The sequence below is a fragment of the Aquabacterium sp. OR-4 genome (genome assembly GCF_025290835.2).
Lineage (GTDB): Bacteria > Pseudomonadota > Gammaproteobacteria > Burkholderiales > Burkholderiaceae_C > Pseudaquabacterium.
Genome location: NZ_JAOCQD020000001.1, coordinates 2,378,765 through 2,403,768 on the forward strand (window position 1 = coordinate 2,378,765; position 25,004 = coordinate 2,403,768).

21 protein-coding genes and 3 tRNA genes are annotated in these 25,004 nt (G+C 71.5%); 13 read left to right on the forward strand and 11 right to left on the reverse strand.

Annotated elements, in window-relative coordinates; translation table 11 throughout:
* Positions 1–7 precede the first annotated feature (7 nt).
* Both N4G63_RS10270 and purH read left to right on the forward strand, forming a co-directional pair.
* Positions 8–244, forward strand: coding sequence for a Fis family transcriptional regulator (locus tag N4G63_RS10270; RefSeq protein WP_260788294.1), 237 nt, complete (start codon positions 8–10; stop codon positions 242–244).
* A 155-nt stretch (positions 245–399) separates the two neighbouring features.
* The gene (gene purH / locus N4G63_RS10275; RefSeq protein WP_260788297.1) at positions 400–1,989 is read left to right on the forward strand and encodes a bifunctional phosphoribosylaminoimidazolecarboxamide formyltransferase/IMP cyclohydrolase; all 1,590 of its coding nucleotides are present in this window, start codon (positions 400–402) and stop codon (positions 1,987–1,989) included.
* Here the strand turns inward: purH and N4G63_RS10280 are convergent.
* Positions 1,961–2,251, reverse strand: coding sequence for a DUF2917 domain-containing protein (locus N4G63_RS10280; RefSeq protein WP_260788299.1), 291 nt, complete (start codon positions 2,249–2,251; stop codon positions 1,961–1,963). The genes purH and N4G63_RS10280 overlap by 29 nt on opposite strands.
* 152 nt (positions 2,252–2,403) lie before the next feature.
* On the opposite strand from N4G63_RS10280, the gene N4G63_RS10285 reads away from it, so the two are divergent.
* The 9 genes from N4G63_RS10285 (at position 2,404) to N4G63_RS10325 (ending at position 12,337) form a co-directional block, all read left to right on the forward strand.
* The gene (locus N4G63_RS10285; RefSeq protein ID WP_260788301.1) at positions 2,404–3,924 is read left to right on the forward strand and encodes an aminotransferase-like domain-containing protein; all 1,521 of its coding nucleotides are present in this window, start codon (positions 2,404–2,406) and stop codon (positions 3,922–3,924) included.
* A gap of 271 nt (positions 3,925–4,195) precedes the next feature.
* The gene (locus N4G63_RS10290) at positions 4,196–4,930 is read left to right on the forward strand and encodes a FadR/GntR family transcriptional regulator (RefSeq protein ID WP_314599641.1); all 735 of its coding nucleotides are present in this window, start codon (positions 4,196–4,198) and stop codon (positions 4,928–4,930) included.
* Between the two features lie 35 nt (positions 4,931–4,965).
* Positions 4,966–6,282, forward strand: a complete 1,317-nt coding sequence (locus N4G63_RS10295) for an ABC transporter substrate-binding protein (protein WP_260788306.1) — start codon at positions 4,966–4,968, stop codon at positions 6,280–6,282.
* 45 nt (positions 6,283–6,327) lie between these two features.
* A complete protein-coding gene (locus N4G63_RS10300) occupies positions 6,328–7,224 on the forward strand; it encodes a branched-chain amino acid ABC transporter permease (RefSeq protein ID WP_260788308.1) in 897 nt (298 codons plus the stop codon).
* A gap of 12 nt (positions 7,225–7,236) precedes the next feature.
* Positions 7,237–8,247 (forward strand): branched-chain amino acid ABC transporter permease, encoded by a 1,011-nt coding sequence (locus N4G63_RS10305; protein ID WP_260788309.1) that lies wholly within the window; start codon positions 7,237–7,239, stop codon positions 8,245–8,247.
* A 4-nt stretch (positions 8,248–8,251) separates the two neighbouring features.
* The gene (locus N4G63_RS10310; RefSeq protein ID WP_260788312.1) at positions 8,252–9,007 is read left to right on the forward strand and encodes an ABC transporter ATP-binding protein; all 756 of its coding nucleotides are present in this window, start codon (positions 8,252–8,254) and stop codon (positions 9,005–9,007) included.
* A 16-nt stretch (positions 9,008–9,023) separates the two neighbouring features.
* Positions 9,024–9,677: an ABC transporter ATP-binding protein gene (locus tag N4G63_RS10315; RefSeq protein WP_314599642.1), complete on the forward strand. Its 654-nt coding sequence runs from the start codon at positions 9,024–9,026 to the stop codon at positions 9,675–9,677.
* A gap of 7 nt (positions 9,678–9,684) precedes the next feature.
* The gene (locus N4G63_RS10320) at positions 9,685–11,340 is read left to right on the forward strand and encodes a class I adenylate-forming enzyme family protein (protein ID WP_314599643.1); all 1,656 of its coding nucleotides are present in this window, start codon (positions 9,685–9,687) and stop codon (positions 11,338–11,340) included.
* Positions 11,341–11,506: 166 nt separating this feature from the next.
* Complete coding sequence (locus N4G63_RS10325) at positions 11,507–12,337, forward strand: urease accessory protein UreD (RefSeq protein WP_260788322.1); 831 nt, start codon at positions 11,507–11,509, stop codon at positions 12,335–12,337.
* Between the two features lie 172 nt (positions 12,338–12,509).
* Here the strand turns inward: N4G63_RS10325 and N4G63_RS10330 are convergent.
* The 5 genes from N4G63_RS10330 to hemC all read right to left on the reverse strand — a co-directional run bounded on the left by N4G63_RS10330 (position 12,510) and on the right by hemC (position 17,350).
* Positions 12,510–12,586, reverse strand: a tRNA-Arg gene (locus N4G63_RS10330).
* 69 nt (positions 12,587–12,655) lie between these two features.
* Positions 12,656–13,900 (reverse strand): heme biosynthesis HemY N-terminal domain-containing protein, encoded by a 1,245-nt coding sequence (locus N4G63_RS10335; protein WP_260788323.1) that lies wholly within the window; start codon positions 13,898–13,900, stop codon positions 12,656–12,658.
* 33 nt (positions 13,901–13,933) lie between these two features.
* Positions 13,934–15,172 carry a uroporphyrinogen-III C-methyltransferase gene (locus N4G63_RS10340; RefSeq protein ID WP_260788325.1) on the reverse strand — a complete coding sequence of 413 codons (1,239 nt, stop codon included), beginning with the start codon at positions 15,170–15,172 and terminating at the stop codon, positions 13,934–13,936.
* A 183-nt stretch (positions 15,173–15,355) separates the two neighbouring features.
* Positions 15,356–16,228, reverse strand: a complete 873-nt coding sequence (locus N4G63_RS10345; protein ID WP_314599644.1) for a uroporphyrinogen-III synthase — start codon at positions 16,226–16,228, stop codon at positions 15,356–15,358.
* Positions 16,229–16,402: 174 nt separating this feature from the next.
* Positions 16,403–17,350 (reverse strand): hydroxymethylbilane synthase, encoded by a 948-nt coding sequence (gene hemC, locus N4G63_RS10350; protein WP_314599645.1) that lies wholly within the window; start codon positions 17,348–17,350, stop codon positions 16,403–16,405.
* A 179-nt stretch (positions 17,351–17,529) separates the two neighbouring features.
* Here hemC and ppc point away from each other — a divergent pair, with 179 nt between their 5' ends.
* Positions 17,530–20,403, forward strand: a complete 2,874-nt coding sequence (ppc, locus tag N4G63_RS10355; protein ID WP_260788328.1) for a phosphoenolpyruvate carboxylase — start codon at positions 17,530–17,532, stop codon at positions 20,401–20,403.
* A 214-nt stretch (positions 20,404–20,617) separates the two neighbouring features.
* Positions 20,618–21,499: a DUF4394 domain-containing protein gene (locus N4G63_RS10360; protein ID WP_260788329.1), complete on the forward strand. Its 882-nt coding sequence runs from the start codon at positions 20,618–20,620 to the stop codon at positions 21,497–21,499.
* 164 nt (positions 21,500–21,663) lie between these two features.
* On the opposite strand, the gene N4G63_RS10365 is transcribed toward N4G63_RS10360, so the two are convergent.
* The 5 genes from N4G63_RS10365 to gltX form a co-directional block, all read right to left on the reverse strand.
* Positions 21,664–22,365, reverse strand: coding sequence for an anti-sigma factor (locus tag N4G63_RS10365; protein ID WP_260788330.1), 702 nt, complete (start codon positions 22,363–22,365; stop codon positions 21,664–21,666).
* A 2-nt stretch (positions 22,366–22,367) separates the two neighbouring features.
* Entirely contained in the window at positions 22,368–23,033 is a 666-nt protein-coding gene (locus tag N4G63_RS10370; protein ID WP_314599646.1) for a sigma-70 family RNA polymerase sigma factor, read from the reverse strand.
* A 205-nt stretch (positions 23,034–23,238) separates the two neighbouring features.
* A tRNA-Glu gene (locus tag N4G63_RS10375) sits at positions 23,239–23,314 on the reverse strand.
* Between the two features lie 50 nt (positions 23,315–23,364).
* Positions 23,365–23,440: transfer RNA gene (locus tag N4G63_RS10380), tRNA-Ala, on the reverse strand.
* Between the two features lie 121 nt (positions 23,441–23,561).
* Positions 23,562–25,004: a glutamate--tRNA ligase gene (gene gltX / locus N4G63_RS10385; protein WP_260788332.1), complete on the reverse strand. Its 1,443-nt coding sequence runs from the start codon at positions 25,002–25,004 to the stop codon at positions 23,562–23,564.

The following is a 25,004-nucleotide window of genomic DNA, read 5'->3' on the forward strand; positions in this document are numbered from 1 at the left end:
CCAACGCATGAGCAAGAAGAAGATCGAGGAGTGCATCCGCGACAGCCTGGAACAATATTTCCGGGACCTGCGCGGCACCGAGCCCCATTCCGTGCACGACATGATCGTGGCCACCGTCGAGAAGCCGCTGCTCGAGGTGGTGATGAAGCACGCCGACGGCAACCAGAGCAAGGCGGCCGAATGGCTGGGCATCAACCGCAACACGCTGCGCCGCAAGCTGCTCGAACACAAGCTGATCCCGTGATGCCGCGCCCGGCGGCCTGCCGCGCCGCCTGAGATGGCGCCCCCACGTCGCTGCGCTCCCGCCCCCCGAGGGGGTGCTCAGTCCCTTGGGACGGCCCGGCGGGTCTGAGCCCGCGCACCGATCCCACTCCTTTTTCGATCCAGGACATTCCGCCCATGACCACCGCCCTGCTGTCCGTGTCCGACAAGACCGGCATCGTCGAATTTGCCCAGGCCCTGCACCAGCGCGGCGTCAAGCTGCTGTCCACCGGCGGCACCGCCCGCCTGCTGGCCGATGCCGGCCTGCCCGTCACCGAGGTGAGCGAGGTGACCGGCTTTCCCGAGATGCTGGACGGCCGCGTCAAGACCCTGCACCCGCGCATCCATGGCGGCCTGCTGGCGCGCCGCGACGTGCCGGCGCACATGGCCGCGCTGGCCGAGCACGGCATCGCCACCATCGATCTGCTGGTGATCAACCTCTACCCCTTCGCCCAGGCCACCGCGCGCCCCGACTGCACGCTCGAAGACGCCATCGAGAACATCGACATCGGCGGCCCGGCCATGCTGCGCGCCGCAGCCAAGAACTGGCAGGACGTGGCGGTGGTGATCGACCCCACCGACTACACCCAGGTGCTGGGCGAGATCGACGCCGGCGGCCTGACCCGCAGCACCAAGTTCGGCCTGGCGCGCAAGGTGTACGCCCACACCGCGGCCTATGACGGCATGATCACCAACTACCTCAGCGCGCTGCAGGCCGGCGCCGAGGACAAGCCCGCGGCCGTGCCGGCCCGCGCCGCCTACCCCGAGACCTACACGCTGCAGCTCGTCAAGACGCAGGACATGCGCTACGGCGAGAACCCGCACCAGAGCGCCGCGTTCTACCGTGAACTGAAGCCCGCCGCCGGCACGCTGGCGCACTGGCAGCAGCTGCAGGGCAAGGAGCTGAGCTTCAACAACATCGCCGACGCCGATGCCGCGTGGGAATGCGTGAAGACCTTCGACGTGCCGGCCTGCGTGATCGTCAAGCACGCCAACCCCTGCGGCGTGGCCATCGGCGCCAGCGCGGTGGAGGCCTACACCCGGGCCCTGAAGGCCGACCCGACCAGCGCCTTTGGCGGCATCCTGGCGCTCAATGTGCCGCTCGACGCCGCGGTGGTGGAGGCCATCAACGCCGCCAAGCAGTTCGTCGAGGTGGCCATCGCCCCGTCGGTCACGCCCGAGGCGCGCGCCATGCTGGCCGCCAAGCCCAACCTGCGCCTGCTGGAAGTGCCGCTGCCGCCGGCCGGTGGCCCGCTGGGCAATGCGCTCGACTTCAAGCGCATTGGCGGCGGCATGCTGCTGCAGTCGAACGACGCCAAGAACGTGGCCGCCAGCGAGCTCAAGGTGGTCACCGAGAAGCAGCCCACGCCGCAGCAGATGGACGACCTGCTGTTTGCCTGGAAGGTGGCCAAGTTCGTCAAGAGCAATGCCATCGTGTTCTGCGCCAACGGCATGACCATGGGCGTGGGCGCCGGCCAGATGAGCCGGCTGGATTCGGCCCGCATCGCCAGCATCAAGGCCGGCCACGCCGGCCTCAGCCTGGCCGGCACGGCGGTGGCCAGCGACGCCTTCTTCCCGTTCCGCGACGGCCTGGACGTGGTGGTGGATGCCGGCGCCAGCTGCGTCATCCAGCCCGGTGGCTCGATGCGCGACGCCGAAGTGATCGCCGCGGCCAACGAGCGCGGCATCACGATGGTGTTCACCGGCACGCGGCACTTCCGCCACTGAGTGGCAGCCCGGCGCGCTGCCGCGCCACGGCCGGCAGGCGCAGGCGCGCCGGCACGGCGCCATCGCACTCGATCACCACGCCGGCAAGGCGCGGCAGCGGCCAGGCCTGGCCGGCGCCGATGAAGTGATCGTCGGGGTCGCCCGGGCAGGTCAGCCAGACGCGGCCGCTGAGCACCTGCAGCAGGCCGTGCCCGCGCGGCAGGGTGAGGGCCTGGCCCGGGGCCAGCTCGATCAGGGCATCGACAGGGGTGGTGGTGTGCATGGCCCCATGCTGGCGGCCTGCCGCCGGGCGCGCCAGACGCACCGGCCACCGCACCCGACCGGCACAGCGCACCGCGCCTGCCCGGCTGTACCGCTGGCATCCGCCCCGATCTGTGCTGGTGCGCGGCAGCGGCGGCGCAGCACAATGCCCGCATGCCCGGGCCGCCTGCCGACGACTCCCCCTCGCGCGGCGACCTGCCGCTGTACCGCCAGCTGGCCGAGCGCCTGACGCTGGCCATCCAGCAAGGCGCGCTGCGCCCCGGCACCCGCCTGCCCTCGGTTCGCCAGGCGGCACGCGAGCAGCTGGTCTCGGTGTCCACCGTGGTGCAGGCCTACCGCTGGCTGGAAGATGCCCGGCTGGTGCAGGCCCGGCCGCGCTCGGGCCATGTGGTGCTGGCCCGGTCGCTGGCCGCGCTGCCCGAGCCCGCCACCTCGGCGCCGCAGCCGCTGCCGCAGGAGGTCGACGTGTTCGATCTCTCCGAGCATGTGATGGAGATGGCCGCCACGCCCGGCGTGATCTCGTTCGGTGCGGTGTGCCCGCATCCCGAGCTGTTTGCCCAGGACCGCCTGCGCCGCGCCCTGAGCCAGGCCACGCTGCGCCAGCGCCAGCTGATCACGCGCTACCCCACCGGCCATGGCGAGCAGGCGCTGCGCAGCGCCATCGCACGGCGCGCACTGGCGCTGGGCTGCGCGCTCGATCCGCGCCGCATCGTCATCACCAACGGCACCAACGAGGCGGTCACGATGTGCCTGCTGGCCGTCACGCGGCCGGGGGACACGGTGGCGCTCGAGTCACCCACCTCGTTCGGCTTTCTGCAGATCCTGCAGTCGCTGCAGCTCAAGGCGCTGGAGATCCCCACCCATCCGCGGCACGGCCTGTCGGTGGATGCGCTGGCCCTGGCCCTGCAAACCCAGCCGGTGCGCGCCGTGCTGGCCGTGCCCACGCTGCAGAACCCGCTGGGGGCCTGCATGCCGCTGGCCGAGCGCCGCCGCCTGGCCGCCCTGCTGGCCGAGCACCGCGTGCCGCTGATCGAGGACGCGATCTACAACGACCTGGCCGAGCGCGATGAATACCGGCGCGCCGTGAAGTCCTTCGACCCCGAAGGCTGGGTGATGCTGGCGGCCTCGTTCTCCAAGACCGTGGCACCGGGCCTGCGCGTGGGCTGGGCCGAAGGCGGGCGCTTTGGCGATGCGCTGCGCCGGCGCAAGATGGCCTGCTCGGGCGGGCACACCGGCGTGGTGGAAATGGCCATGGCCGAGCTGCTGACGCAGCCGGGCTACGAGCCCCAGCTGCGGCGCCTGCGCCAGGTGTTTGCGCAGCGCCTGGCCGAGGCACGGCAGCTGATCGGCCAGCACTTTCCGCGCGGCACGCGGGTCACCGATCCGGCCGGCGGCCTGATGCTGTGGCTTGAGCTGCCCAGCGGCGTGGACGCCATGCAGCTGTTCCGCGACTGCCAGGCCGAGGGCATCTGCATCGCGCCAGGGCCGATGTTCAGCGCCGGCCCGCGCTACCGCCACTGCGTGCGCCTGAGCGTGGGCCAGGGCTGGACCCTGCCGCACCAGCAGGCCATGGCCCGCGTGGGCTGGCTCGCACAGCGCCTGCATGCCCAGCACGACAGGCACGCGGACACGGCGGCTGTCACCACGGCCACGCCCGCCACCAGCATGCCCTGAGCCGCGGCCGGGCAGGCAGCGCGGGCCGCGTTCGACGCGTTCGACGCGCTGGCCGCGCCCGCCGTCCTCGCACGCCGCCCGGGCCGGGCCGGGCCCTGCGCAAGCCTGCACAGCGCCTTGGCGCGCCTGCCGTCTTGTCGCGCAGTGGACATACCGCTTGCGGGTTTGTCTCGTTCCGGTGATCCGCTTGTCGGACAAAGATCCGGCCACGCCGTTGCCCTGTCAGCGGCGCGGGGGCGAGGCAGTCATGGGTGCCCAGGGGCCTGCAGCGGTGTTCCAGCGTGTGGTCGTCGAGCCGGCCTACAAGGCGGTATCGGCGGCCATCGAACGGGCCATCGTCGACGGCGCCCTGCCCCCCGGCGCCGCCCTGCCCACCGAGCACGAGCTGTCCGATCGCTTCGGCGTGCACCGCTCCACCGTGCGCGAGGCCATCCGCCAGGTCGAGCGCGAGGGCCTGCTGCAGCGCGGCGAGGGCCGGCGCCTGTTCGTGTGCCTGCCCGGCGTGCACGACCTGGCGCCGCGCGCCACGCGCGCCCTGCTGCTGCAGCAGACCACGTTTCAAGAGCTCTGGGAGCTGGCCAACACGCTCGAGCCGCTGGCCGCCCGCCTGGCCGCGACACGCGCCGACGCCGCCGATCTGGCGCTGCTGCACGACAACCTGCGCGCCACCGAGGCCCTGGGCCTGGCCCGTGAATCGCACGCCGCGCTGGTGCGGCTGGACATGGCCTTCCATGCCCTGGTGGGCCGCGCCAGCCGCAACCGCCCGCTGATGCTGGCCCGCGAGCCGGTGGGCCTGCTCTACGACCCCACGCTGCAGCGCATCTTCGGCCAGCTGCCGCAGGCTGCGGCGCGCAACCTCGAGGCGCATCGCCAGATCGTGGCCGCGCTCGAGCAGCGCGATGCCGCCGGCGCCGAGCGCTGGACGCACAAGCACATGATCGACTTTCAACGCGGCTTCGCGCTCGCCGGGCTCGACATGGGCACGCCGATCACCCAGCCCACCTAATGCCCGACCGGGGCGACAACAGCAGGAGACGCACGATGGCAAGACCCGAGATCCGCATCCCCGCCCACCGCATGCTGCGCGGCCTGGCCGCCGCTGCCGCGCTGTGCGCCGCCGCGGGCGCCCAGGCGCAAGAGACCTTCAAGGTCGGCGTCGTCAGCTTTCTCTCCGGCCAGGCGGCCGAGAGCTTCGGCATCCCGGCGGTCAACGGCGCCAAGCTGCTGCTCGAGGCCTTCAACAAGGGCGCCGCGCCGGCGCCCTACAACAAGCCCGGCTTCGGCGGCATCAAGCTCGAGTTCGTCTACGTCGACGAAAACGGCGGTGCCACCAAGCAGGTGCAGGAGCTGCGCAACCTGTACGACCGCGAGAAGGTCGATGCCGTGGTGGGCTACGTGAGCTCGGGCGACTGCCTGGCGGTGGCGCCGGTGGCCGAGGAGATGAAGAAGTTCCTGATCCTCTACGACTGCGGCACGCCGCGCATCTTCGAGGAGCGCAGCTACCAGTACGTGTTCCGCACCGCCAGCCATGCGGCGATGGACAACGTGGCGCTGGGCCGCTACCTGAAGGCCAAGAATGTCAAGATCGAGACCTTCAACATGATCAACCAGGACTACGCCTGGGGCCAGGACTCGAAGAAGGACTTCACCTGGACCATGGAGAAGCTCTACCCGGCCGCCAAGCTGGGCGAGGACCAGCTGCCCAAGTTTGGCGCCGGCCAGTACGGCAGCGAGATCTCGGCGCTGATGAAGACCACCGCCGACGTCACCCACAGCAGCCTGTGGGGCGGCGACCTGCAGGCCTTTGTGCTGCAGGCCGGCCCGCGCGGCCTGTTCAAGCGCACCCAGGTGGTGTTCTCGGCGGCCGACCATGTGCTGCCGGGCCTGGGCGACAAGATGCCCGACGGCGTGATCCTGGGTGCGCGCGGCGCCTACGGCCTGATGTCGCCCAAGAGCGCGCTCAACGACTGGTGGTGGGATCTGTACAGCAAGGCGCACAACGTCTATCCGGTGCAGGCGCCCTACCGCATGGTGCAGGCCCTGCTGGGCCTGAAGCTGGCCGCCGAGAAGGCCATCGCCGCCAATGGCGGCAAGAAGCCCTCGCCCGAGCAACTGGCCGCGGCGCTGCGCAACAGCGAATGGGATTCGCCGGCCGGGCGCATCCGCATGAGCAACGGCGGCGGCCACCAGGCCACGCAGGACACCGCCATCGGCAAGACCCGCTACGACGCGGCCAAGAAGATGGTGGTCATCGACGACATCATGCGGTTCCCGGCCAGCTGCGTGAACCCGCCGGCCACCATGAAGAGCGAAGACTGGATCAAGGCCGGCTTCCAGGGCGCCAGCGGCTGCCCCTGAGCGGTCTGCCGCAGCACCTGCACATCCACCCGGGGAGGGCCTCGCATGGCTGAACTCATCACGATCCTGATCGACGCGCTCACCTATGCCTCGTGGCTGTTCATCGTGGCGCTGGGGCTGACCCTGGTGTTCGGGGTGCTGAAGATCCTGAACATCGCGCATGGCAGCTTCTATGCGCTGGGGGCGTATGCGGCGGCCAGCTTCGTGGGCTGGGCGGCCAGCATGCAGTGGGCACCGGCCTTCAGCCTGGTGGCCATGCTGCTGGCGGCGGTGGCGGTGGCCGCACTGGTGGCCCCGCTCACCGAGCGCGGGCTGCTGCGCTTCTTCTACGGCCGCGACGAGGTGCTGCTGGTGCTGGTGACCTATGCGCTGTTCCTGATCATGGAGGACGTCACCAAGCTGATCTGGGGCGCCAACCCCTACTACGTGAGCGAGCCCTATGGCCTGTTCGGCAATGTCGACATCGGCAAGCAGAGCTATGTGGGCTACGACTTCGCGCTGGTGGGCCTGGCCGCCGCGGTGGGCCTGGTGGTGTGGTGGTGCCTGAACCGCACACGCATCGGCAAGATCGTCACGGTGGTCATCCACTCGTCGGAGATCGCCGCCAGCATGGGCATCAACGTGTCGCGCGTCTACATGGGCGCGTTCGCCGCCGGCATCCTGCTGGCGGCACTCGGCGGCGCCTTCACCGCGCCGATGATCTCGGTGCAGCCCGGCGTCTCGGTGGGCGTGATCATCGTCTCGTTCGCGGTGGTCATCATCGGCGGCCTGGGCAGCATCGAAGGCGCCGCCATCGGCGCGCTGATCGTCGGCCTGGCGCGCTCTGTTGCGGTGCACACCGCACCGGTGGCCGAGCTGTTCTCGATCTACATCGTGATGGCCATCGTGCTGATGTTCCGGCCCGAGGGGCTGTTCCAGCGCATCCAGGCGCGCAAGATCTGAGCGGAGGCGCGCATGTCGGCAGTTCTTTCACCCACGCCCGCCGTGGCTGCGCCAGCCAGCGGCTTGGAGGCCGGCCCGGCGGCCGGGGGCGTGCGCCCCGGCCGCACGCTGGCCATCGGCCTGGCCGGTTTTGCGCTGCTGGCCGCGGTGGGCGCGGTGGCCCCCCGGTGGCTGGTGTTCCTGGTCACCATGGCGGCGGCCAATGGCCTGGTGTCGCTGGGCATCATGGGCCTGATGCGCGGCGGCGTGGTGCCCTTCGGCCAGGGCATGGTGTTTGCCGTGGGCGGCTACGCCGCGGCCCTGCTGTTCAACAAGCTGGGCTTCACCGACGCGCTGGGCCTGGCGCTGGCCGGCGGCGTGGCCGCGCTGCTCGTGGCCGCGCCCTTTGCCCCGCTGCTGTCGCGCTACCGCGGCATCTTCTTCGCGATGCTGACGCTGGCGCTGTCGATGGTGACCTACGGCCTGCTGATGAAGCTCGACACCTTTGGCGGCAGCGACGGCTTCAACATGGGCCGGCCCACGCTGCTGGGCCAGGCCTTGCCCGATGCGCGCGCCGGCTATGTGCTGTACCTGCTGACCGTGGCCATCGCCTGCGTGATGGGCCTGCTGATGCGGGTGTTCTTCGACTCGACGCGCGGCCTGGTCACGCTGGCGGTGCGCGAGAACGAGCTGCGGGTGGAGTACCTGGGCGGCTCGGTGCGCCAGGCCATGGCCATCAACTTCCTGCTGGCCGCCTTTTGCGGCGGCCTGGGCGGCGCACTGGCGGTGATGGCGCTGGGCCACATCGAGCCCAACTTCAGTTTCTGGACCACCTCGGGCGAGTTCGTCTTTGTGGCCATCCTGGCCGGCTGGCAGAGCGTGGCCGCGGTGTTCGTGGCCAGCACCGTGCTGGAGGTGGTGCGCAGCTTCTCCAGCGCCTACTTCCCCAACACCTGGCAGCTGGTGCTGGGCCTGTTTCTGCTGTTCGTGATCCGCTTCCTGCCACGCGGCATCGGGTCGCTCTGGACCAAAAAGGGCCGCTGACACCATGACCCCGATGCTGGAGGCCACGGGCCTTGAAAAGCGCTTCGGCGCGGTGGTGGCGGCACAGGCCATCGCGGTGCGCATCGGCGCTGGCGAGCGGGTCAGCCTGATCGGCAGCAATGGCGCGGGCAAGACCACCTTCGTCAACATGATCACCGGCTACCTGAAGCCCGACGCCGGCCGCATCACGCTCGATGGCCGCGACATCACACCGCTGGCGCCACGCGCCATCACGCGGCTGGGCGTGGCCCGGTCGTTCCAGATTCCGCAGCTGTTCGGCGACCTCAGCGCGCTCGACAACATGCTGGTGGCCAATGCCTGCCACGACCAGCGCCTGAGCTTTCTGCAGCCGGCGCGCCGGCGCGAGGCCTTGGAGCGTGCGGCCCTGCTGCTCGAGCGCTTCGGCCTTTCCGAGCACCGCCACCGCCGCGTGGCCGAGCTGCCCGGCGGCGTGCGCAAGCTGCTCGACATCGCGATGGCGCTGACCACCGCACCCAAGCTGCTGCTGCTGGACGAACCCACCAGCGGTGTCTCGGCCGAGGAGAAGTTTCCGATGATGGACACCATCATGGCCGCGCTGGGCCAGGAGCAGCGCACCACGGTGCTGTTCGTCGAGCACGACATGGACATCGTGGCGCGCCATGCCAGCCGCGTGATCGCGTTTTATGCCGGCCGAATCATTGCCGACGACCTGCCCGAACGTGCGCTGGCCACCGACGACGTGCGCCGCTACGTCACCGGCGAACTCATCACCGACTGACCCGAGGCCCGTGCCCATGCTGACCATCGAAGGCATCCATGTCGCCATCCAGGGCGTGGTCGCGCTGCGCGGCCTGTCGCTCACCGTGCCCGATGGGGCCATGGTCGGCCTGATCGGCCGCAACGGCGCCGGCAAGACCAGCACGCTGCGCGCGGTGATGGGCCACCTGGCACCCAGCCAGGGCCAGATCCGCTTCGACGGCCAGGACCTGGCGGCGCTGCCGCGCCATGCCCGCGCCGCGCTGGGCATCGGCTACATGCCCGAAGACCGCGGCCTGGTGCCCGAGCTCACGGTCGAGGAGAACATCCTGGTGCCGGTGTGGGTGGCCAGGTCGCTGCGCAGCGACGAACGCCTGGCCCTGGTCTACCGCGTGCTGCCCGAGCTGCAGGAGATGAAGCACCGCCGCGCCATGCTGCTGTCGGGTGGCCAGCAAAAGCTGGTGGCGCTGGCCCGCGCGCTGGCCGTGGGCACCCGGCTGCTGCTGCTCGACGAGCCATTCGAAGGCGTGGCGCCAGCGCTCAGCAAGCGCTTGGGCGAGGTCATCGCCGGGCTCAAGGGCACGGCTGTTTCAGTGCTGATCGCGCAGAGCGACCTGAACCACTCACGCCGACTGGTCGATGCCGAGTTCGTGGTCGAGCGCGGTGCCAACGTGCAGCGCGAGCCGGCCTGAGCTCCCCGTGCCCGACCGCTTGCCTGACCCCTGGCCTGACCCCGCCTGGCCCGAGCGCAGCTGGCACGGCACCGCGCTGCCGGCCATGCGGCTGGAGGCCCCGCATGCCGACCGCGTGCTGCCGTGCTTTGTGGCACGGCCGCCCAGCGTGCACGCGATGCTGGCCGCCAGCGTGGCCCGCAGCCCGCAGGCCGAGGCGCTGGTGGATGGCGAGCGCCGCTGGCGCTACGAGCAGCTCGACGCCGACTGCGCCCGCCTGGCCGCCGGCCTGGCCGCCGCGGGCCTGGTGCGCGGCGAGCGGGTGCTGATGTTCATCGACAACTGCGCCGAGTTCGTGCTGGTGTGGCTGGCGCTGCAGCGCCTGGGCGTGATCACCGTGCCGGTGGGCGTGCGCGAGCAGCGGCCGGGCCTGGCCTACATCGCCCGCCAGTGCGGCGCGGCGGCCGTCGTGGCCGATGCCGGGCTGGTGCCACGCCTGCCCGATGCCACCGAGGCGCCGGCGCTGCGCCTGCGCATCAGCGTGGGCCCGGCCGCTGGCTGCCTGCCGCTGGCCACGCTGCTGGCCTGTGGCGATGCCGCCCCGGACCCAGCCACCCCGGCCGAAACCGATGTGGCCGTGATCCTCTACACCTCGGGCACCACCGGCCAGCCCAAGGGCGCCACCATCACCCACCTGAACATCGCGCACTCGGTGCTGCACTACCAGCTGTGCATGCGCCTGCGGCCGGGCGAGCGCTCGGCGCTGGCGGTGCCGGCCAGCCATGTCACCGGCCTGATCGCCATCATCGCCAGCATGCTGCAGGTGGGCGGGGCCATCGTGGTGGTGCCGGCCTTCAAGGCCGGGCCCTTCGTCGCACTGCTGCAGGCCGAGCGCATCACGCACACGCTGATGGTGCCGGCCATGTACCAGCTGTGCCTGCTGCACGAACTTTTTGCCCACGCCGACCTGAGCGCCTGGCGCGTGGGCGGCTATGGCGGTGCGCCGATGCCGGTGGCCACCATCGACGCGCTGGCCGCCAGCCTGCCGGGCCTGATGCTGCTGAACTGCTATGGCGCCACCGAGACCACCTCGCCCACCACCATGATCCCGTGGGGCGCAACGCGGGCCCATGCCGACAGCGTGGGCGTGGCCCTGCCCGCGGCGCAGGTGGCGGTGATGGACGAGCAGGGCCGCGAGCTGCCGCGCGGCGAGACCGGCGAGCTGTGGATTGCCGGCCCGATGGTGGTGCCCGGCTACTGGGCCAACCCCGAGGCCACGGCGGCCAGCTTCAGCGCCGGCTGGTGGCACTCGGGCGACCTGGGCAGCGTCGATGCCCAGGGCTATGTGCGCGTGTTCGACCGCAAGAAGGACATGCTCAACCGCGGCGGCTTCAAGATCTACTCGGTCGAGGTCGAGAACGTGTTGATGGCCTGGCCCGGCGTGGCCGAGGCGGCCATCGTCGGCCGCCCCTGCCCGGTGCTGGGCGAGCGGGTGCACGCCTTCGTGCACATGGCCGCTGGCCACCCCGGCGGCGAGGCGCACAGCCAGGCCCTGCGCGCCTTCTGCGCCGAGCGCCTGGCCGACTACAAGGTGCCCGAGGCCATCCACTGGCGCGAGGCGCCGCTGCCACGCAATGCCAACGGCAAGCTGATGAAGCGGCTGCTGCGCGAGCAGCTGGGCTGAGCGGGGCTGAGGGGGCTGAGGGGGGCTGAGCGAGGCTGGCCCGGGCCGAACTGACGCCGGGCCTGCGGGCCGGCCTGCGCCGGGCCAAGCCAGGCCAGGGCACCCCTACACTGGCGGCCCTGCGCCCGGTGGCGGGCGCAGCCACACCACGAACACGCTGCGCACCATGGGCTGGCAAGGCCACCTCGATCTGCACTACCGCCACGACGGCAACCGCACCACGGCCCTCGACCGCCACCACGGCCCGCTGCGCGTGCTGCAGCGCCTGTACCCCGAGGGCGAGGCGGTCTGCCACCATGTGCTGGTGCATCCACCCGGCGGCATCGTGGGCGGTGACGAGCTGGCGCTGAGCGCCCGGCTCGAGCCCGGCAGCCATGCGCTGATCACCACGCCCGGCGCCACACGCTTCTACCGCAGCAACGGGCCGCTGGCCCAGCAGACGGTGCAGGCCGAGCTGGCCGACGGCGCGCGGCTCGAATGGCTGCCGCTGGAAGCCATTGCCTACCCCGGCTGCCGGGTCGAGAACCGGCTGCGCTTCACGCTGGCGCCCACGGCCCAGATGATCGGCCTGGATGTGCTGGCGCTGGGCCTGCCCGCCGCCGGCGAGGCCTTCGAGCGCGGCGTGGTCACGCAGCAGATCGAGCTGCCCGGTGTGTGGCTCGAGCGTGGCCGCATCGCCGGTGATGACCGGCTGCTGCGCGAATCGCCGCTGGGCCTGGCCGGTCACACGGTGCTGGGCACGCTGTGGCTGGCCGATGGCGCGCCGCTGGCCCGCGGCACGCGCGAAGCCCTGCTCGACGAGGCGCGGGCCCTGATCGACGGCCACACGCTGGCGCGCACGGCCGGCGTCACGGCGCCCGACGAATCATTGCTGGTGCTGCGGGTCTTGGGCGATCGGGTGGAACCGGTGATCGCGCTGCTGCACGCGGTGTGGGCGGCCTGGCGGCTGCGCCACTGGCAGCTGGCACCCTGCGCACCACGGGTCTGGCGCACCTGAGCCTGTGGCCGGCCGCCGTGCGGCCGGGGCAGGTGCCTCAGCGTGGCTCAAGCCTTGGGCCGATGCCCGAGCCGGTGCCCAGGCCACCCTGAACCCTGAACCCCGAACATCAAAACGAGACCCACAAAGGAAAATGGGTGATCAGATTGCTCTGATCACCCATGACCTTTTTTGGTGCGGCTGGCAGGATTCGAACCCACGACCCCTTGGTTCGTAGCCAAGTACTCTATCCAACTGAGCTACAGCCGCCAAGCCTCGCAGTATACACTGCGTTTTCAGATTTGTACAAGCCCCATCTGAAAACTATCTTCGGGGCCCTCAATCGATGGCGCCGGCGGCGCGGTGGCAGGCGTTGGCGCGCTCCTCGTCACCCTCTTCGCCGGCCAGGTGGGCCAGCGTGCGCCAGGCCTGGCGGCGGGCACGCGATTCCACCGCGGTGTCGGTGGCGGCCTGCTCCAGCGGCCGGCGCGCCTTGCCCCACAGCTGGCGTTCGGCAAACACCGCACCCGCGGCGCCCTGCACGGCCGATTCGGTCGGGTGGTTGCGCTGCACGGTCTCGACCCGCGGCAGCCACTCCGGGCCGATGCCGGCCACAGCATCCACCAAGGCCAGCGCCACCTGGGCCCGGCCATCGGCGCCCAGGCTTTCCAGCCGGTCCCACAGCGGCCGCAGCCACAGGCGGGCATCTTCGGCCGCGCCCAGGGCCGCCGCACGCCGCGCGGCACGCGCCGCCACGAAGGGGTCGCGCTGATCGGCCACATCGAACTGCGCCCACAGGCGGCGCAGCTGATCGGCGTCATGAACGGCATCCAGCGTCTCGAAGGCCAGCGCGCGCAGCAGTGCCTGCGCCGCCGTGGCGGTGAAGGCCTGGTGATTGGCCAGCAGCCGCGCGGTGTGCAGGGCCTCGAGCGGACGCCGGCTCATGCGTGCGGCCTGCATCTTCAGGCGCAGCGCCTGGGTGCGGCGCGCCACGCCGGGCTGCAGCTCGGCCAGCAGGGCCTCGGCACGCGGGCCGTCGCGGTCGTCCAGCGCCCATTCGGCCGCCAGCAGGCGGGCGCCGTCATCGGCCGCACTGGGGCCAAGCTTGCGGCCCAGGCGAAAGGCACGCTGCAGCATCTCGTCGCGGCGGCCGCGGTCTTGCAGGCGGTGCAGGCTGCCGGCGGCGATGACATGGGCCAGCACCTGGAAGTCGTGGTCGTCGTGCAGCACCTCGACCTCGTCGCGGATGGCCACCGCCCGCTGCGCGGCCTTGTTGGCCCGGCTGTAGCGGCCGGCAAAGTACTCGGTGAAGGCCTCGCGCATCGACGACTGGGCCGCGCGTTCACGCTGCAGCGCCCGCCACTCGCGCGCCCGGGCCGGCAGGCCCACCAGCGCGTCGATGGCCTGCATGGCCGAGACGACGACAAAGCCGATGCCCAGCGCAGCCAGCAGAAAGAAGTTGAGCGACAGGTCGAGGCGCCAGCCGCTCCAGTAGAAGGAGGCCAGCCCCTGGTTGTCGCCCAGCGTGAGCGCAGCCACCACGGCCACGGCAAACAGCAGCACCAGCCAGATGACGGTTCGCATGGGTTCTCGACGGGCTTGTGGCGCCAGCTGAGCTCAGCGCCCGGCCTGGGCGGCGGCCAGTGCCGCCAGGGTTTCATCGGGCCGCGGCAGATTGAGCTGGCGGGCCTGGCCGGCCACCTGGCGCACTGTCTCGGCGGTCAGCATCACGCGCCGGGCGCTGTGGTCAAAGTAGCGCTCAAGCGAGCCCAGCGCATCGCGCAGGTCGCTCTGCGCGGTGTCGAACTGCCGCGACAGCAGCGCCAGGCGGGCGTTGAGCAGGCGCAGCTTGAGGTTCTCCCGCAGGAACCAGGCCTGCTCGGGCGCCACCAGCATGGCCTCGGGGGCATCGATGCGGGTCACCCGCACCAGGTCGCGCACCTCTTGCCAAATGCGGCCGGTGACGGCCAGCCAGCCGTCGCGCACCGGCGTCCACCACTGCACCCAGGCGGGCTCGGCCGGCACCGAGGCGGCGCCCGAGGCCGCACGCGCCGCGGCCGCGCCCTTGGCCGCCGCGCTGGCGGCGGCACTGGCGGTGGCGCCAGCCTGGTGGTTGCGCCGCTCGATCTGCGCCGTGAGCGGCAGCTCGTCGACGGTGCGGATGGCCTCGTCGAGCCGGATGGTCAGGCTGGCGATGTCGGTCACGGCCACGGCGCGAACACGGTCAAGGTCGCGCGCGATGGCGCGGCGCACGCGCTCGAGCCGCGGCTGGTTCATGCGTGCCAGGCGGTCTTCGGCCTGGCGCAGCGCGGCGGTGAGCGGCTCGGCGCTGCCGGTGATGGCGCCCTGCTGCACGGCCACGCGCAGTGCGGCGTCGATGTCGGCCAGGGCGTTTTCGTCGCGCGAACGTGACAGCTGCTGGATCAGCTCTTCCAGCTGGGTGCGCTGCAGCGCGGTCTCGGACACCCGGGCGTCCAGCAGCGCCATCTTGGATTCGGTGGCCTGCACCGTGTCGAGCGCCTGGCGGGCCAGGGCGCGCGCTTCCACGGCCTGGCCCTGGCTGTCTTGCTGCCGGCGCACCAGCTCTTGCTCGAGTGCCTTGACCCGCTGCTGGCCCAGCAGCGCCAGCGTGAGCGACACCACCGCCACCGTGCCCACCAGGGCACCCACCGGCAGCGCCCAGCCCGGCAACATGGCGGCAGCCACCACCGGCACGGCGGCCGGCGGCGCGCCGGGGGCGGCGGCGGCAGACGCCACAGCAGCCGGCGCGGCGGGCGCGGCAGGCGTGGCGGCAGTGGGCGTTGCCGCGGCAGGCTCGGCGCGCGGCGGTTCGGCGGGGATATCGGTGTCGTTCACCATCGAAATCATTGTATCGACCGCCCCCTGCCCGCCGGGCCTGTGCCGCGCCATCAGGGGCCGCGGCGGGTCAAGCCTTGCGGCGCCGGGGCGTGGTCATCGGGCGCTGGTTGGCCCGACATCGGTCATCGGGCGCTGGTTGGCCCGGCATCGGTCATCGGGCGCTGGTTGGCCCGACATCGGTCATCGGGCGCCGGTTGGCCCGAATGGGCCCAGCGCATCGGCCACCGCCTGCGGCGAAGGCTGGATGCGCTGCACCTGCCCGAAACCGAGAGCCTGCGCCGCCGCCGCGATGCGCGGGTGGGTGGCCAGCGCCCGTGACCGCGACCAGTCGGCGCCCGGGGCCAGCTGGCGCAGGTGGCCGGCGGCCTCGCTGCTGCTGAACAGCCAGGCGAAAGCCTGTGGCTCTTGCAGCGCCTCGGTCAGCCACTGCTGCTGCGCCACGCCCAGCACCGGCGCCGTGCGCCGGTAGGCGGCCACAAAGGCCACCGTGGCGCCCGCCGCGCGCAGGGTGTCGGCCAGCCAGTCGCGCCCGCCTTCGCCGCGCACCACCAGCACCGAGGCCTCCTGCCAGTGGCGGCGCGTCTGCAGGCAGCGCCACAGCGCCTCGGCGTCGAACTGCGCGCTGTCTTCGGGCGGGGTCACCACGGCCGCGTCAGGCACGCCGGCGTCGCGCAAGGCGCGGGCGGTGCCGGGGCCGGTGCTGCCGGCCCACACGCCAGCTGGCCAGGCCGCTGGCGGGCCATCGGCCCCCTGCCCGCCCGAAGCGCCCGCCGCCAGCGGCCGCCACCGGAAGAAGCTGGCCACCGCGCTGGGGCTGACAAACATCACCAGCTGCTGCGCCGGCACCGTGGCCCAGACCGCGGCCACCGCCGCGCCATCGGCCGCATCGGCAATGGCCAGCAGCGGCAGTGCACGCGCGCCCAGGCCCAGCGCCTGCAAGCGCGCCACCCACTCATCGGCCTGCGGTTGCGGCCGCGTGACCAGCACGCAGGGCGCCGATGCAGGCATGGGCGGTGCGGGCGGCCGGTCTTCAGGGGATGCGGGCAGGCTCATGCCAGTCGGGCGGTGGCTCGGGCGATGGCTCGGGCGATGGCTCGGGCGGTGGCTCGGGTGTCAGTGCGGGGGCATGGCGGCTGGCCGGTGCGGGGGCATGGCAGCAGGCCAGTGACCGGTGGCCGTCGGCCAGCCGCTGCGATCAACCGCCTGGCCCGCGAGGATCAGCGCGCATCAGGCCGCCGGCGCCGCCAGATAGGCCTCGGCGCCCAGCCCGCGCAGCTGCGCCGCGGCCAGTTCACCCAGCGTGGTGGCGGCCGCCGTGGCATCGGCCGCCTGCAGCGGCTGGGCCTCGACCCGGGTGCGCAGCAGCGGCCGGGCCGGCTGGCTGGCCGAGCCCAGCGCGGCATCGAGCACCAGCCGATCGCCCTGCCACACCGCGTGCGCGGCCAGCGGCATGCTGCAGCTGCCACCCAGTGCACGCGACACCGCGCGCTCGGCATGCGCCGCCAGCCAGGTGGGCTGGTGGCTCAGCTGCGCCAGCTGGGCGCGCAGCGTGCTGGCATCGGCACGCACCTCGATGCCCAGTGCGCCCTGGCCGGCGGCCGGCAGCATCTCGGTCGGGGCAAAACTGGCGCGGATGCGCTCGGCCAGGCCCAGGCGCTTGAGGCCCGCGGCGGCCAGCACGATGGCGTCGTAACCGCCTTCATCAAGCTTGCGCAGCCGGGTGTCGAGGTTGCCACGCAGCGGCTCGATGCGCAGATCGGGCCGCAGGCTCAGCAGTTGCACCACGCGGCGCAGGCTGCTGGTGCCCACCACAGCGCCCGCCGGCAGTTCGGCCACGCTGGCATAGCGGCTGGAGACGAAGGCGTCGCGCGGGTCCTCGCGTTCGAGCACCGCGGCCAGCACGAAGCCTTCGGGCAGCTCCATCGGCACATCCTTGAGCGAGTGCACGGCCAGATGGGCGCGGCCTTCCTCCAGCGCGACCTCGAGCTCCTTGACGAACAGGCCCTTGCCGCCCACCTTGCTGAGCGAGCGGTCGAGGATCTGGTCGCCGCGGGTGGTCATGCCCAGCAGCTCGACCACCAGGCCGAAACGCTGGCCCAGCAGCGCGCGCACATGTTCGGCCTGCCACAGGGCCAGGCGGCTTTCTCGGGTGGCAATCAGGGTGGTCTGGGTCATCGTGGGCCGGATTATCGCCGCGCACCGCTTTGGCGCGGCAGGGCGCAGGGCCACGGGCACGCGGCTTGCACGCAGCCGGCCAGCGCCTCACACGCGCGGCGCAGGCGCTGGTACGATCCGGCGACCCGCCTGACGATGGGTAATTTGGTTACATCACCAGAGCAACTCGGAGCCACTTCATGCCACGCGCCGCAGCCGCCAGAAAAACCAGCCCGAAAGCCAATCCCAGCAGCAAGCGGGGCGATGCCGGTGACGCGGTAGAGAAGAACAAGCCGCTGGTAGAGGATATTCGGTTACTCGGCCGCATCCTGGGTGATGTGATCCGCGAACAAGAGGGCACCGAGGCCTTCGAGCTGATCGAACGGGTGCGCCGTCTGTCGGTGGCCTACCGGCTGAAGAAGGACGCCTCGGCCGGCCGCGTGCTCGACCGGCTGCTGAAGAACCTGTCGGCCGACCAGACGGTGAGCGTGATCCGCGCGTTCAGCTATTTCTCGCACCTGGCCAACATTGCCGAAGACCGCCACCATGTGCGGCGCCGCGCCCACCACTCCGCCCAAGGCCACCTGCAGGAGGGCTCGCTGGCCGTCACCTTTGAGCGCCTGCACCGCGCCGACATCCGTGCCGCCGACGTGGCGCACATGCTGGCCAACGCCTACATCGCGCCGGTGCTCACCGCCCACCCCACCGAGGTGCAGCGCAAGAGCATCCTCGACGCCGAGCGCGCCGTGGCCGAGCTGGTGGGCCAGCGCGACGAGTTGCCCACCGAGCGCGAGCGCAGCGACAACGAGGCCCTGCTGCGCGCCCGCGTCACCCAGCTGTGGCAGACGCGCATGCTGCGCTACACCAAGCTGACCGTGTCCGACGAGATCGAGAACGCGCTCAGCTACTACCAGAGCACCTTTCTGCGCCAGATTCCGCGCCTGTACCGCGAGCTCGAGCAGCACCTGCACGGCCACAGCGTGCCCAGCTTTCTGCGCATGGGCCAGTGGATTGGCGGCGACCGCGACGGCAACCCCAACGTCACCGCCGAGACGATGCGCATGGCGCTGTCCAAGCAGAGCGAGGTGGCGCTGCGCTTCTACCTCACCGAGGTGCATGCGCTGGGCGCCGAGCTGTCGATCAGCCAGATGCTGGCCGGCGTGACGCCGGCGATGAAGGCCCTGGCCGACGCCTCGCCCGACAGCAACCCGCACCGCGAGGACGAGCCCTACCGCCGCGCGCTGATCGGCATCTACGCCCGCCTGGCCGCCAGCCTGCACGAGCTCACCGGCACCGAGGCGCTGCGCCACGCCGTGCCGCCGCAGAACCCCTATGCCAGCCCCGAGGGGTTTCTGGCCGACCTGCGCGTCATCGAGGCCAGCCTGCAGTCGCACCATGCCCAGGCCCTGGTGGCGCCGCGCCTGGCGCCGCTGATGCGCGCGGTGCAGGTGTTCGGCTTTCACCTGGCCACGCTCGACCTGCGCCAGAGCAGCGACAAGCACGAGGCCGTGCTGGCCGAGCTGCTGGCCACCGCGCGGCTGCACCCCGACTACGCTGCTCTCGACGAAGCCGCCAAGCGCACGCTGCTGCTGCAGCTGCTGAACGACGCGCGGCCGCTGCGCGTGCACGGCGCGGCCTATGGCGAGCTCGCGCGCAGCGAGCTGGCGATCTTTGAGACGGCGCGCGAGATGCTGGCGCGCTACGGCCGCGAGGCGCTGCGCCACTGCATCATCAGCCACACCGAAAGCGTGAGCGACCTGCTCGAGCTGCTGCTGCTGCTCAAGGAGTGCGGGCTGATGACCGGCACGCTGGACAGCGCCGATGCCCGCAGCGCGCTGATCGTGGTGCCGCTGTTCGAGACCATCGGCGACCTGCGCCTGGCCGCGCCGATCATGCGCGAGTACTACGCGCTGCCCGGCATCACCGCGCTGATCACCGCCAGCGGCGGCGAGCAGGACATCATGCTGGGCTACAGCGACAGCAACAAGGACGGCGGCTTCTTCACCAGCAACTGGGAGCTCTACCGCGCCGAGCTGGCGCTGGTGGCGCTGTTCGAGCCGCTGCGCGCCGAGCATGGCATCACGCTGCGCCTGTTCCACGGCCGCGGCGGCACGGTGGGCCGCGGCGGCGGCCCCAGCTACCAGGCCATCCTGGCCCAGCCGCCCGGCACGGTGAACGGCCAGATCCGCCTGACCGAGCAGGGCGAGGTGATCGGCAGCAAGTACGCCCACCCCGAGATCGGCCGCCGCAACCTCGAAACCCTGGTGGCCGCCACGCTGGAGGCCACGCTGCTGCACGGCAACAGCCAGGGCAGCAACCCGGGCGGCAGCCTGAAGTCGGGCGCGCCCAAGGCGTTTCTGGAGGCCGCGGCACAGATCAGCGACGCCAGCTTTGCCGCCTACCGCAAGCTGGTCTACGAGACCGCCGGATTCACCGACTACTTCTTCTCGGCCACGCCGATCCGCGAGATCGCCGAGCTCAACATCGGCAGCCGGCCGGCCAGCCGCAAGGCCACCCGCGCCATCGAAGACCTGCGCGCCATTCCCTGGGGCTTCAGCTGGGGCCAGTGCCGCGTGGCGCTGCCGGGCTGGTGCGGCTTTGGCTCAGCGGTCGAGGCCTTTCTGGCGGGCACCGAGGGTGGCGCCGGGGCCGACAAGCGGCTCGAGCTGCTGCAGAAGATGCACCGCCAGTGGCCGTTCTTCCGCACCCTGCTGAGCAACATGGACATGGTGCTGGCCAAGAGCGATCTGCGCATCGCCGCGCGCTATGTCGAGCTGGTGGAGGACAAGCGCCTGGGCAAGCGCATCTTCACCGCCATCAAGGACGAGTGGGAGCGCACCGCCGCCGTGCTGTCGCAGATCACCGGCGAGGCCGAGCGCCTGCAGAGCAACCCGACGCTGGCGCGCTCGATCGAGCACCGCTTTCCCTACCTCGACCCGCTGAACCACCTGCAGGTGGAACTGATGCGCCGCTACCGCAGCCGCAAGGACGGCGCGCCCGACAACGAGCGCCTGCAACGCGGCATCCACCTGTCGATCAACGGCATCGCTGCCGGGTTGCGCAACACGGGCTGAGCGGCGGCGCCGGGGCGGGGCCGGGCAGGCATGGCCTAACGGGCGCCAGGGGCGGGGCTCCGAGCGCCGAGGGCCGGCGCATCACGCGGGTGATGCCACCCACGCCCCCCCCCGGTTTGCGGGGGGCGGGCCTGCATCCGCTGCGCAGCGCACGCGTATGCAGCGGGTAACTGCCCGCCGGTGGGGGTGGGCAGAGTCACCCAAGGAGCCTCGCATGAACCCGTTCCATTCAATCCGCCCGGCCACGCTGGCCGCGGCCAGCGCCCTGATCCTGGCCAGTTCGGCCAGCCAGGCCATCACGCTGGTGGGCCTGACCAGCGCCAACGAGATGGCACGCATCGACACCGTGTCGATGCTCGACACGCGCATGGCCATCACCGGCCTGAGCCTGCCCGGCGAGCGCCTGGTGGGCGTGGACACCCGCCCGAGCGACGGCATGCTCTACGCCGTGAGCACCGCCAGCAAGCTCTACACGATCAACGCAGGCACCGGCGCCGCCACCTGGCGCGCCGACCTGTCGGCCGCCGTGATCGATGGCTCGCGCGGCTACGGCATCGACTTCAATCCGGTGGCCGACTACGGCGGTGCCACCTCGCTGCGCCTGGTGAGCAGCAGTGGCGACAACTTCGCCATCAACGCCAACACCGGCGTGGTGGGCAATGCCGCCAACAAGATCGCCAGCGGCTACAGCGCGGTGGCCTACACCAACAGCATGCCGCTGGCGCCGCCGGCACCGGCCAGCACCGCGCTGTACTACATCGACAGCAGCAGCGACATGTTGCGCCGCGCCGGCAGCGCCTTCAACACGCCCACCCTCACCGATGTGGGCGCGCTGGGCATCGATGTGCTCAAGGCCAACGGCTTCGACATCGCCGGCAACGGCATGGCCTATGCCGCGCTGACCCTGGACGACAGCAGCCTGGCCACCGGCCTGTACAGCATTGATCTCGGCACCGGCCAGGCCACGCTGCTGCGCTCGTACCAGGGCACGCTGTCGGGCCTGACCGTCAGCGCCGTGCCCGAACCAGGCAGCTATGCCTTGATGGCCGCCGGCCTGGCCCTGGTGGGCCTGGTGGCACGCCGCCGTCGCGGCTGATCGCGGGGGCCATCGCCAACGCCGGCAGGGGCCGGCGTCCGGCTCGCCACCTGGCCACCTGGCCGCCTGCCCTGCCCTGCCCCGCCCTGCCAGGCCCGTCTGGCCAGGCCTGGCCAGGCCTGGCCTGGCCTGGCCTGGCCTGGCCTGGCCTGTCCTGCCCTGGCCTACAGCTGCAGCTTGCCGGCGTAAACCACCGGCCCGCTTGGCGCCCCGGTGGGCGAACCGCCCGGGGGCTCCACGCTCACCGCCAGCGCCGCGGTCTTGCCGGCATCCAGCAGCGACGCCGGCAGGCGATCGCGCCGCAGCACCGTGACGCCGGCCGCCGAGATCAGGCCCAGTGACCTGGGCGCGCCCTGCGGCGGCACGGCCCACAGCTCGAGCGCACGGTCGGCCGCCAGGGCCACCGGCTGCAGCGGCCGCATCACCATCGACTGGCCATCGCCGCTGACGCTGGCCACCAGCGTGGTGCTGGGCGCGCCGGCCTCGGTGGCCTGCAATACCACCACCACCGGCGGCGCGTCACCGGCCCCTGGCTGCTGCTGCAGCAGCACCGCCAGCGACAGACTGGCCACCGCGGCCACGCCGGTGGCCGCCCGCCACCAGCCCAGCCGCTGCCACCAGGCCTGCGGTGCAGCCCGCGGCCACAGGCGTTGCTCGATGCGCCGCCACACCTCGGGCGGCACCGGCACCGGGGCAATCACGCCGGTGAGCGGCATCAGGCGCTGCTGCCAGGCCGCCACCGCGGTGCGCAGCGCCGGATGGCCCGGCATCAGCGCCTCGAAGCGCCGCCGCGCCGCGCCGCGCAGCGAGCCTGCCACGTACTGGGCCGCCAGGGCGTCGGCCAGATCACGTCGACCGTAGTCCATGCTCAAGCCCCTTGCGCAGCGTCTTGCGCCGCCGCCGTGCGGCCGCTGGCGCGGTCGAGGCAGGCGCGCAGGGTCAGCAGGGCGCGGCGCGCCCAGCTTTTCACCGTGCCCAGGGGCTGGCTCAGGTGATCGGCCACCTCGCTGTGCGACAGGCCGTCAAAGAAGGTCAGCGCCACGGTCTGGCGCTGCTGGGCGCTCAGGTGGGTCATGCAGCGCTGCAACTGCAGGGCGTCGCTGGCCTGCTCCAGCAGCGCGGCCGGGCCGGGGCGGCCGTCGGGCACATGGTCGTAGGCGTCGCCGGGGGCAAAACCATCGCCATCGTCGCGCCCGCGGTGGGCCGACTCCATCACCGGCTGCGACTGGGCCCGCCGCAGGCTGTCGATGGCGCGGTTGCGCGCAATCTGGGTCAGCCAGGTCAGCGGCTGCGCGCGCTGGGCATCAAAGCTGCCGGCCGCCTTCCACACCGCCACGTAGACCTCCTGCAGCAGGTCTTCGGCGATGGCGCGGTCGCGCTGGATGCGCAACATCACGGCCAGCAGGTGGCCGCAGGTGAGCTGGTACAGCTCGGCAAAGGCCTGGCGGTCGCCCAGCGCACTGCGCGCCAGGTGCCGCTCGAGCGTGCGGCTGCGTTCGGACCACGCATGCAGGTCGGTCTGGGCAAGGGTCATGGGCCTGGTGTGGGTCAGCGGACGGGCAAGCGGATCATGCCCGCATCGCCGAACGCTACGCAGTGCAGACCCTGGCGGATGCAGGCCACCGCCCGGGCCTGGCCAGGCACAACTTGGCAACCCCGATGCCACCAAGCCAGAGCTGCCGCGCAGCCCCAAAGGAAAACGCCCGCAGTGCTTGCACACTGCGGGCGTTTCGCTGACTTGGCGTCCCCTAGGGGATTCGAACCCCTGTAATCACCGTGAAAGGGTGGTGTCCTAGGCCTCTAGACGAAGGGGACTGAAACCTTCACATCGTTTGAACAGCGCCATCAACATCCCGAAGGAAAGTTGGTGGAGGTAAGCGGGATCGAACCGCTGACCTCTTGCATGCCATGCAAGCGCTCTCCCAGCTGAGCTATACCCCCATTTTGCTGCGACCCGCTGCGCTTTGGCTTCACACTGCTTTTGACTGCCGTGCCGCCTTGCTGCTGCGTTTCGCTTCAAACGTTTTGCTGTTCAAGCGAGTCCATGACTATAGCACGGGTCTTAAAAGCATTGCAAGCGTTCGACAACAATTTTCTTTTCGAACAGCGCCAGCACCGCATCCACCGACGGCGTCTGCGCGCGGCCGCACACCAGCACCCGCAACGGCATGGCCAGTTGCGGCATCTTCAGGCCGTGCGCGCCGAGCGTGGCCTTCATCGCGGCGGCGATGCCGGCCTTGTCCCAGCTGGCGGTGTCGAGCTGCGCGGCCAGCGTGGCCAGCGCCGGACGGATGACATCGCCAAGGTGCGCAGCACGCTCCTCGTCGCTGGGTGTCACCGGGGCGAAGTACATGGCCAGCCAGTCGGCCAGTTCCACCGTGGTGCTGCAGCGGTCCTTGAACAGCGCGCACATCGCCGCCAGGCGTCCGTCGGCCAGGGCCGCGTTGGCGCTGGTGATGCCGCGCTTGCCCAGCTGGCCGGCCACCAGGGCGGCCAGGCGGCTGTCGTCGGCAGCCTTCAGGTGCTGGGCGTTGACCCAGGCCAGCTTGGCAGGATCCCACTGCGCCGGGCTCTTGGCCAGGTGGCTGCCGTCGAACCACTGCACCATCTGTTCGAGGCTGAACAGTTCATCGTCGCCATGGCTCCAGCCCAGGCGGGCCAGGTAGTTCAGCATGCCCTCGGGCAGGTAGCCGGCGTCCTCGTAGGCGGTGACGCTGACCGCGCCGCGGCGCTTGCTGAGCTTCAGGCCATCGTCGCCCAGGATGATCGGGCAGTGGCCGTAGTTCGGCAGCGGCGTGCCGCCGGCCATGGCGCGCCAGATGTTGATCTGCCAGGGCGTGTTGTTGATGTGCTCGTCGCCGCGGAAGACATGGGTGATGCGCATGTCCCAGTCGTCGACCACCACGGCGAAGTTGTAGGTCGGCACACCCGGCGTGCCTTCGGGCGCGTCGTCGGCGGGCGGGCGCTGGATGATCAGGTCGTCGATCTCGGTGTTGCTGATGCTGATCGGGCCCTTGACCAGATCGTTCCAGGTGACGACGCCATCCGCCGGGTTGGCAAAGCGCACCACCGGCTTCACGCCCGCGGGCACGGCCGGCAGCGGCTTGCCCGGCGCCGGGCGCCAGCGGCCGTCGTAGCGGGTTTTTTCGCCGCGAGCCTTCTGCGCCTCGCGCATGGCGTCCAGCTCGTCGGGCGTGGCATAGCAGCGGTAGGCGGTGCCGGCGGCGATCATCTGCTCGATGACCTGCTGGTAGCGATCCAGCCGCTGCATCTGGTAGACCGGGCCTTCGTCATGGCCCAGGCCCAGCCAGGCCATAGCGGCCAGGATCTGGTCGACCGAGTCCTGGGTGGAGCGGGCCACGTCGGTGTCTTCGATGCGCAGCACGAACTCGCCGCCGTGGTGGCGGGCGAAGGCCCAGCTGTACAGCGCGGTGCGCGCCGTGCCCAGGTGCAGGAAGCCCGTCGGCGACGGGGCGATGCGGGTGCGGACGGTGGAGGTGCTCAT

Coding starts and splice junctions, on each gene's coding strand:
- N4G63_RS10270 (WP_260788294.1), top strand. CDS start 8: ATGAGCAAGAAGAAGATCGAGGAGTGCATCCGCGACAGCCTGGAACAA.
- purH (WP_260788297.1), top strand. CDS start 400: ATGACCACCGCCCTGCTGTCCGTGTCCGACAAGACCGGCATCGTCGAA.
- N4G63_RS10280 (WP_260788299.1), bottom strand. CDS start 2,251: ATGCACACCACCACCCCTGTCGATGCCCTGATCGAGCTGGCCCCGGGC.
- N4G63_RS10285 (WP_260788301.1), top strand. CDS start 2,404: ATGCCCGGGCCGCCTGCCGACGACTCCCCCTCGCGCGGCGACCTGCCG.
- N4G63_RS10295 (WP_260788306.1), top strand. CDS start 4,966: ATGGCAAGACCCGAGATCCGCATCCCCGCCCACCGCATGCTGCGCGGC.
- N4G63_RS10300 (WP_260788308.1), top strand. CDS start 6,328: ATGGCTGAACTCATCACGATCCTGATCGACGCGCTCACCTATGCCTCG.
- N4G63_RS10305 (WP_260788309.1), top strand. CDS start 7,237: ATGTCGGCAGTTCTTTCACCCACGCCCGCCGTGGCTGCGCCAGCCAGC.
- N4G63_RS10310 (WP_260788312.1), top strand. CDS start 8,252: ATGACCCCGATGCTGGAGGCCACGGGCCTTGAAAAGCGCTTCGGCGCG.
- N4G63_RS10315 (WP_314599642.1), top strand. CDS start 9,024: ATGCTGACCATCGAAGGCATCCATGTCGCCATCCAGGGCGTGGTCGCG.
- N4G63_RS10325 (WP_260788322.1), top strand. CDS start 11,507: ATGGGCTGGCAAGGCCACCTCGATCTGCACTACCGCCACGACGGCAAC.
- N4G63_RS10335 (WP_260788323.1), bottom strand. CDS start 13,900: ATGCGAACCGTCATCTGGCTGGTGCTGCTGTTTGCCGTGGCCGTGGTG.
- N4G63_RS10345 (WP_314599644.1), bottom strand. CDS start 16,228: ATGAGCCTGCCCGCATCCCCTGAAGACCGGCCGCCCGCACCGCCCATG.
- hemC (WP_314599645.1), bottom strand. CDS start 17,350: ATGACCCAGACCACCCTGATTGCCACCCGAGAAAGCCGCCTGGCCCTG.
- ppc (WP_260788328.1), top strand. CDS start 17,530: ATGCCACGCGCCGCAGCCGCCAGAAAAACCAGCCCGAAAGCCAATCCC.
- N4G63_RS10360 (WP_260788329.1), top strand. CDS start 20,618: ATGAACCCGTTCCATTCAATCCGCCCGGCCACGCTGGCCGCGGCCAGC.
- N4G63_RS10365 (WP_260788330.1), bottom strand. CDS start 22,365: ATGGACTACGGTCGACGTGATCTGGCCGACGCCCTGGCGGCCCAGTAC.
- N4G63_RS10370 (WP_314599646.1), bottom strand. CDS start 23,033: ATGACCCTTGCCCAGACCGACCTGCATGCGTGGTCCGAACGCAGCCGC.
- gltX (WP_260788332.1), bottom strand. CDS start 25,004: ATGAGCACCTCCACCGTCCGCACCCGCATCGCCCCGTCGCCGACGGGC.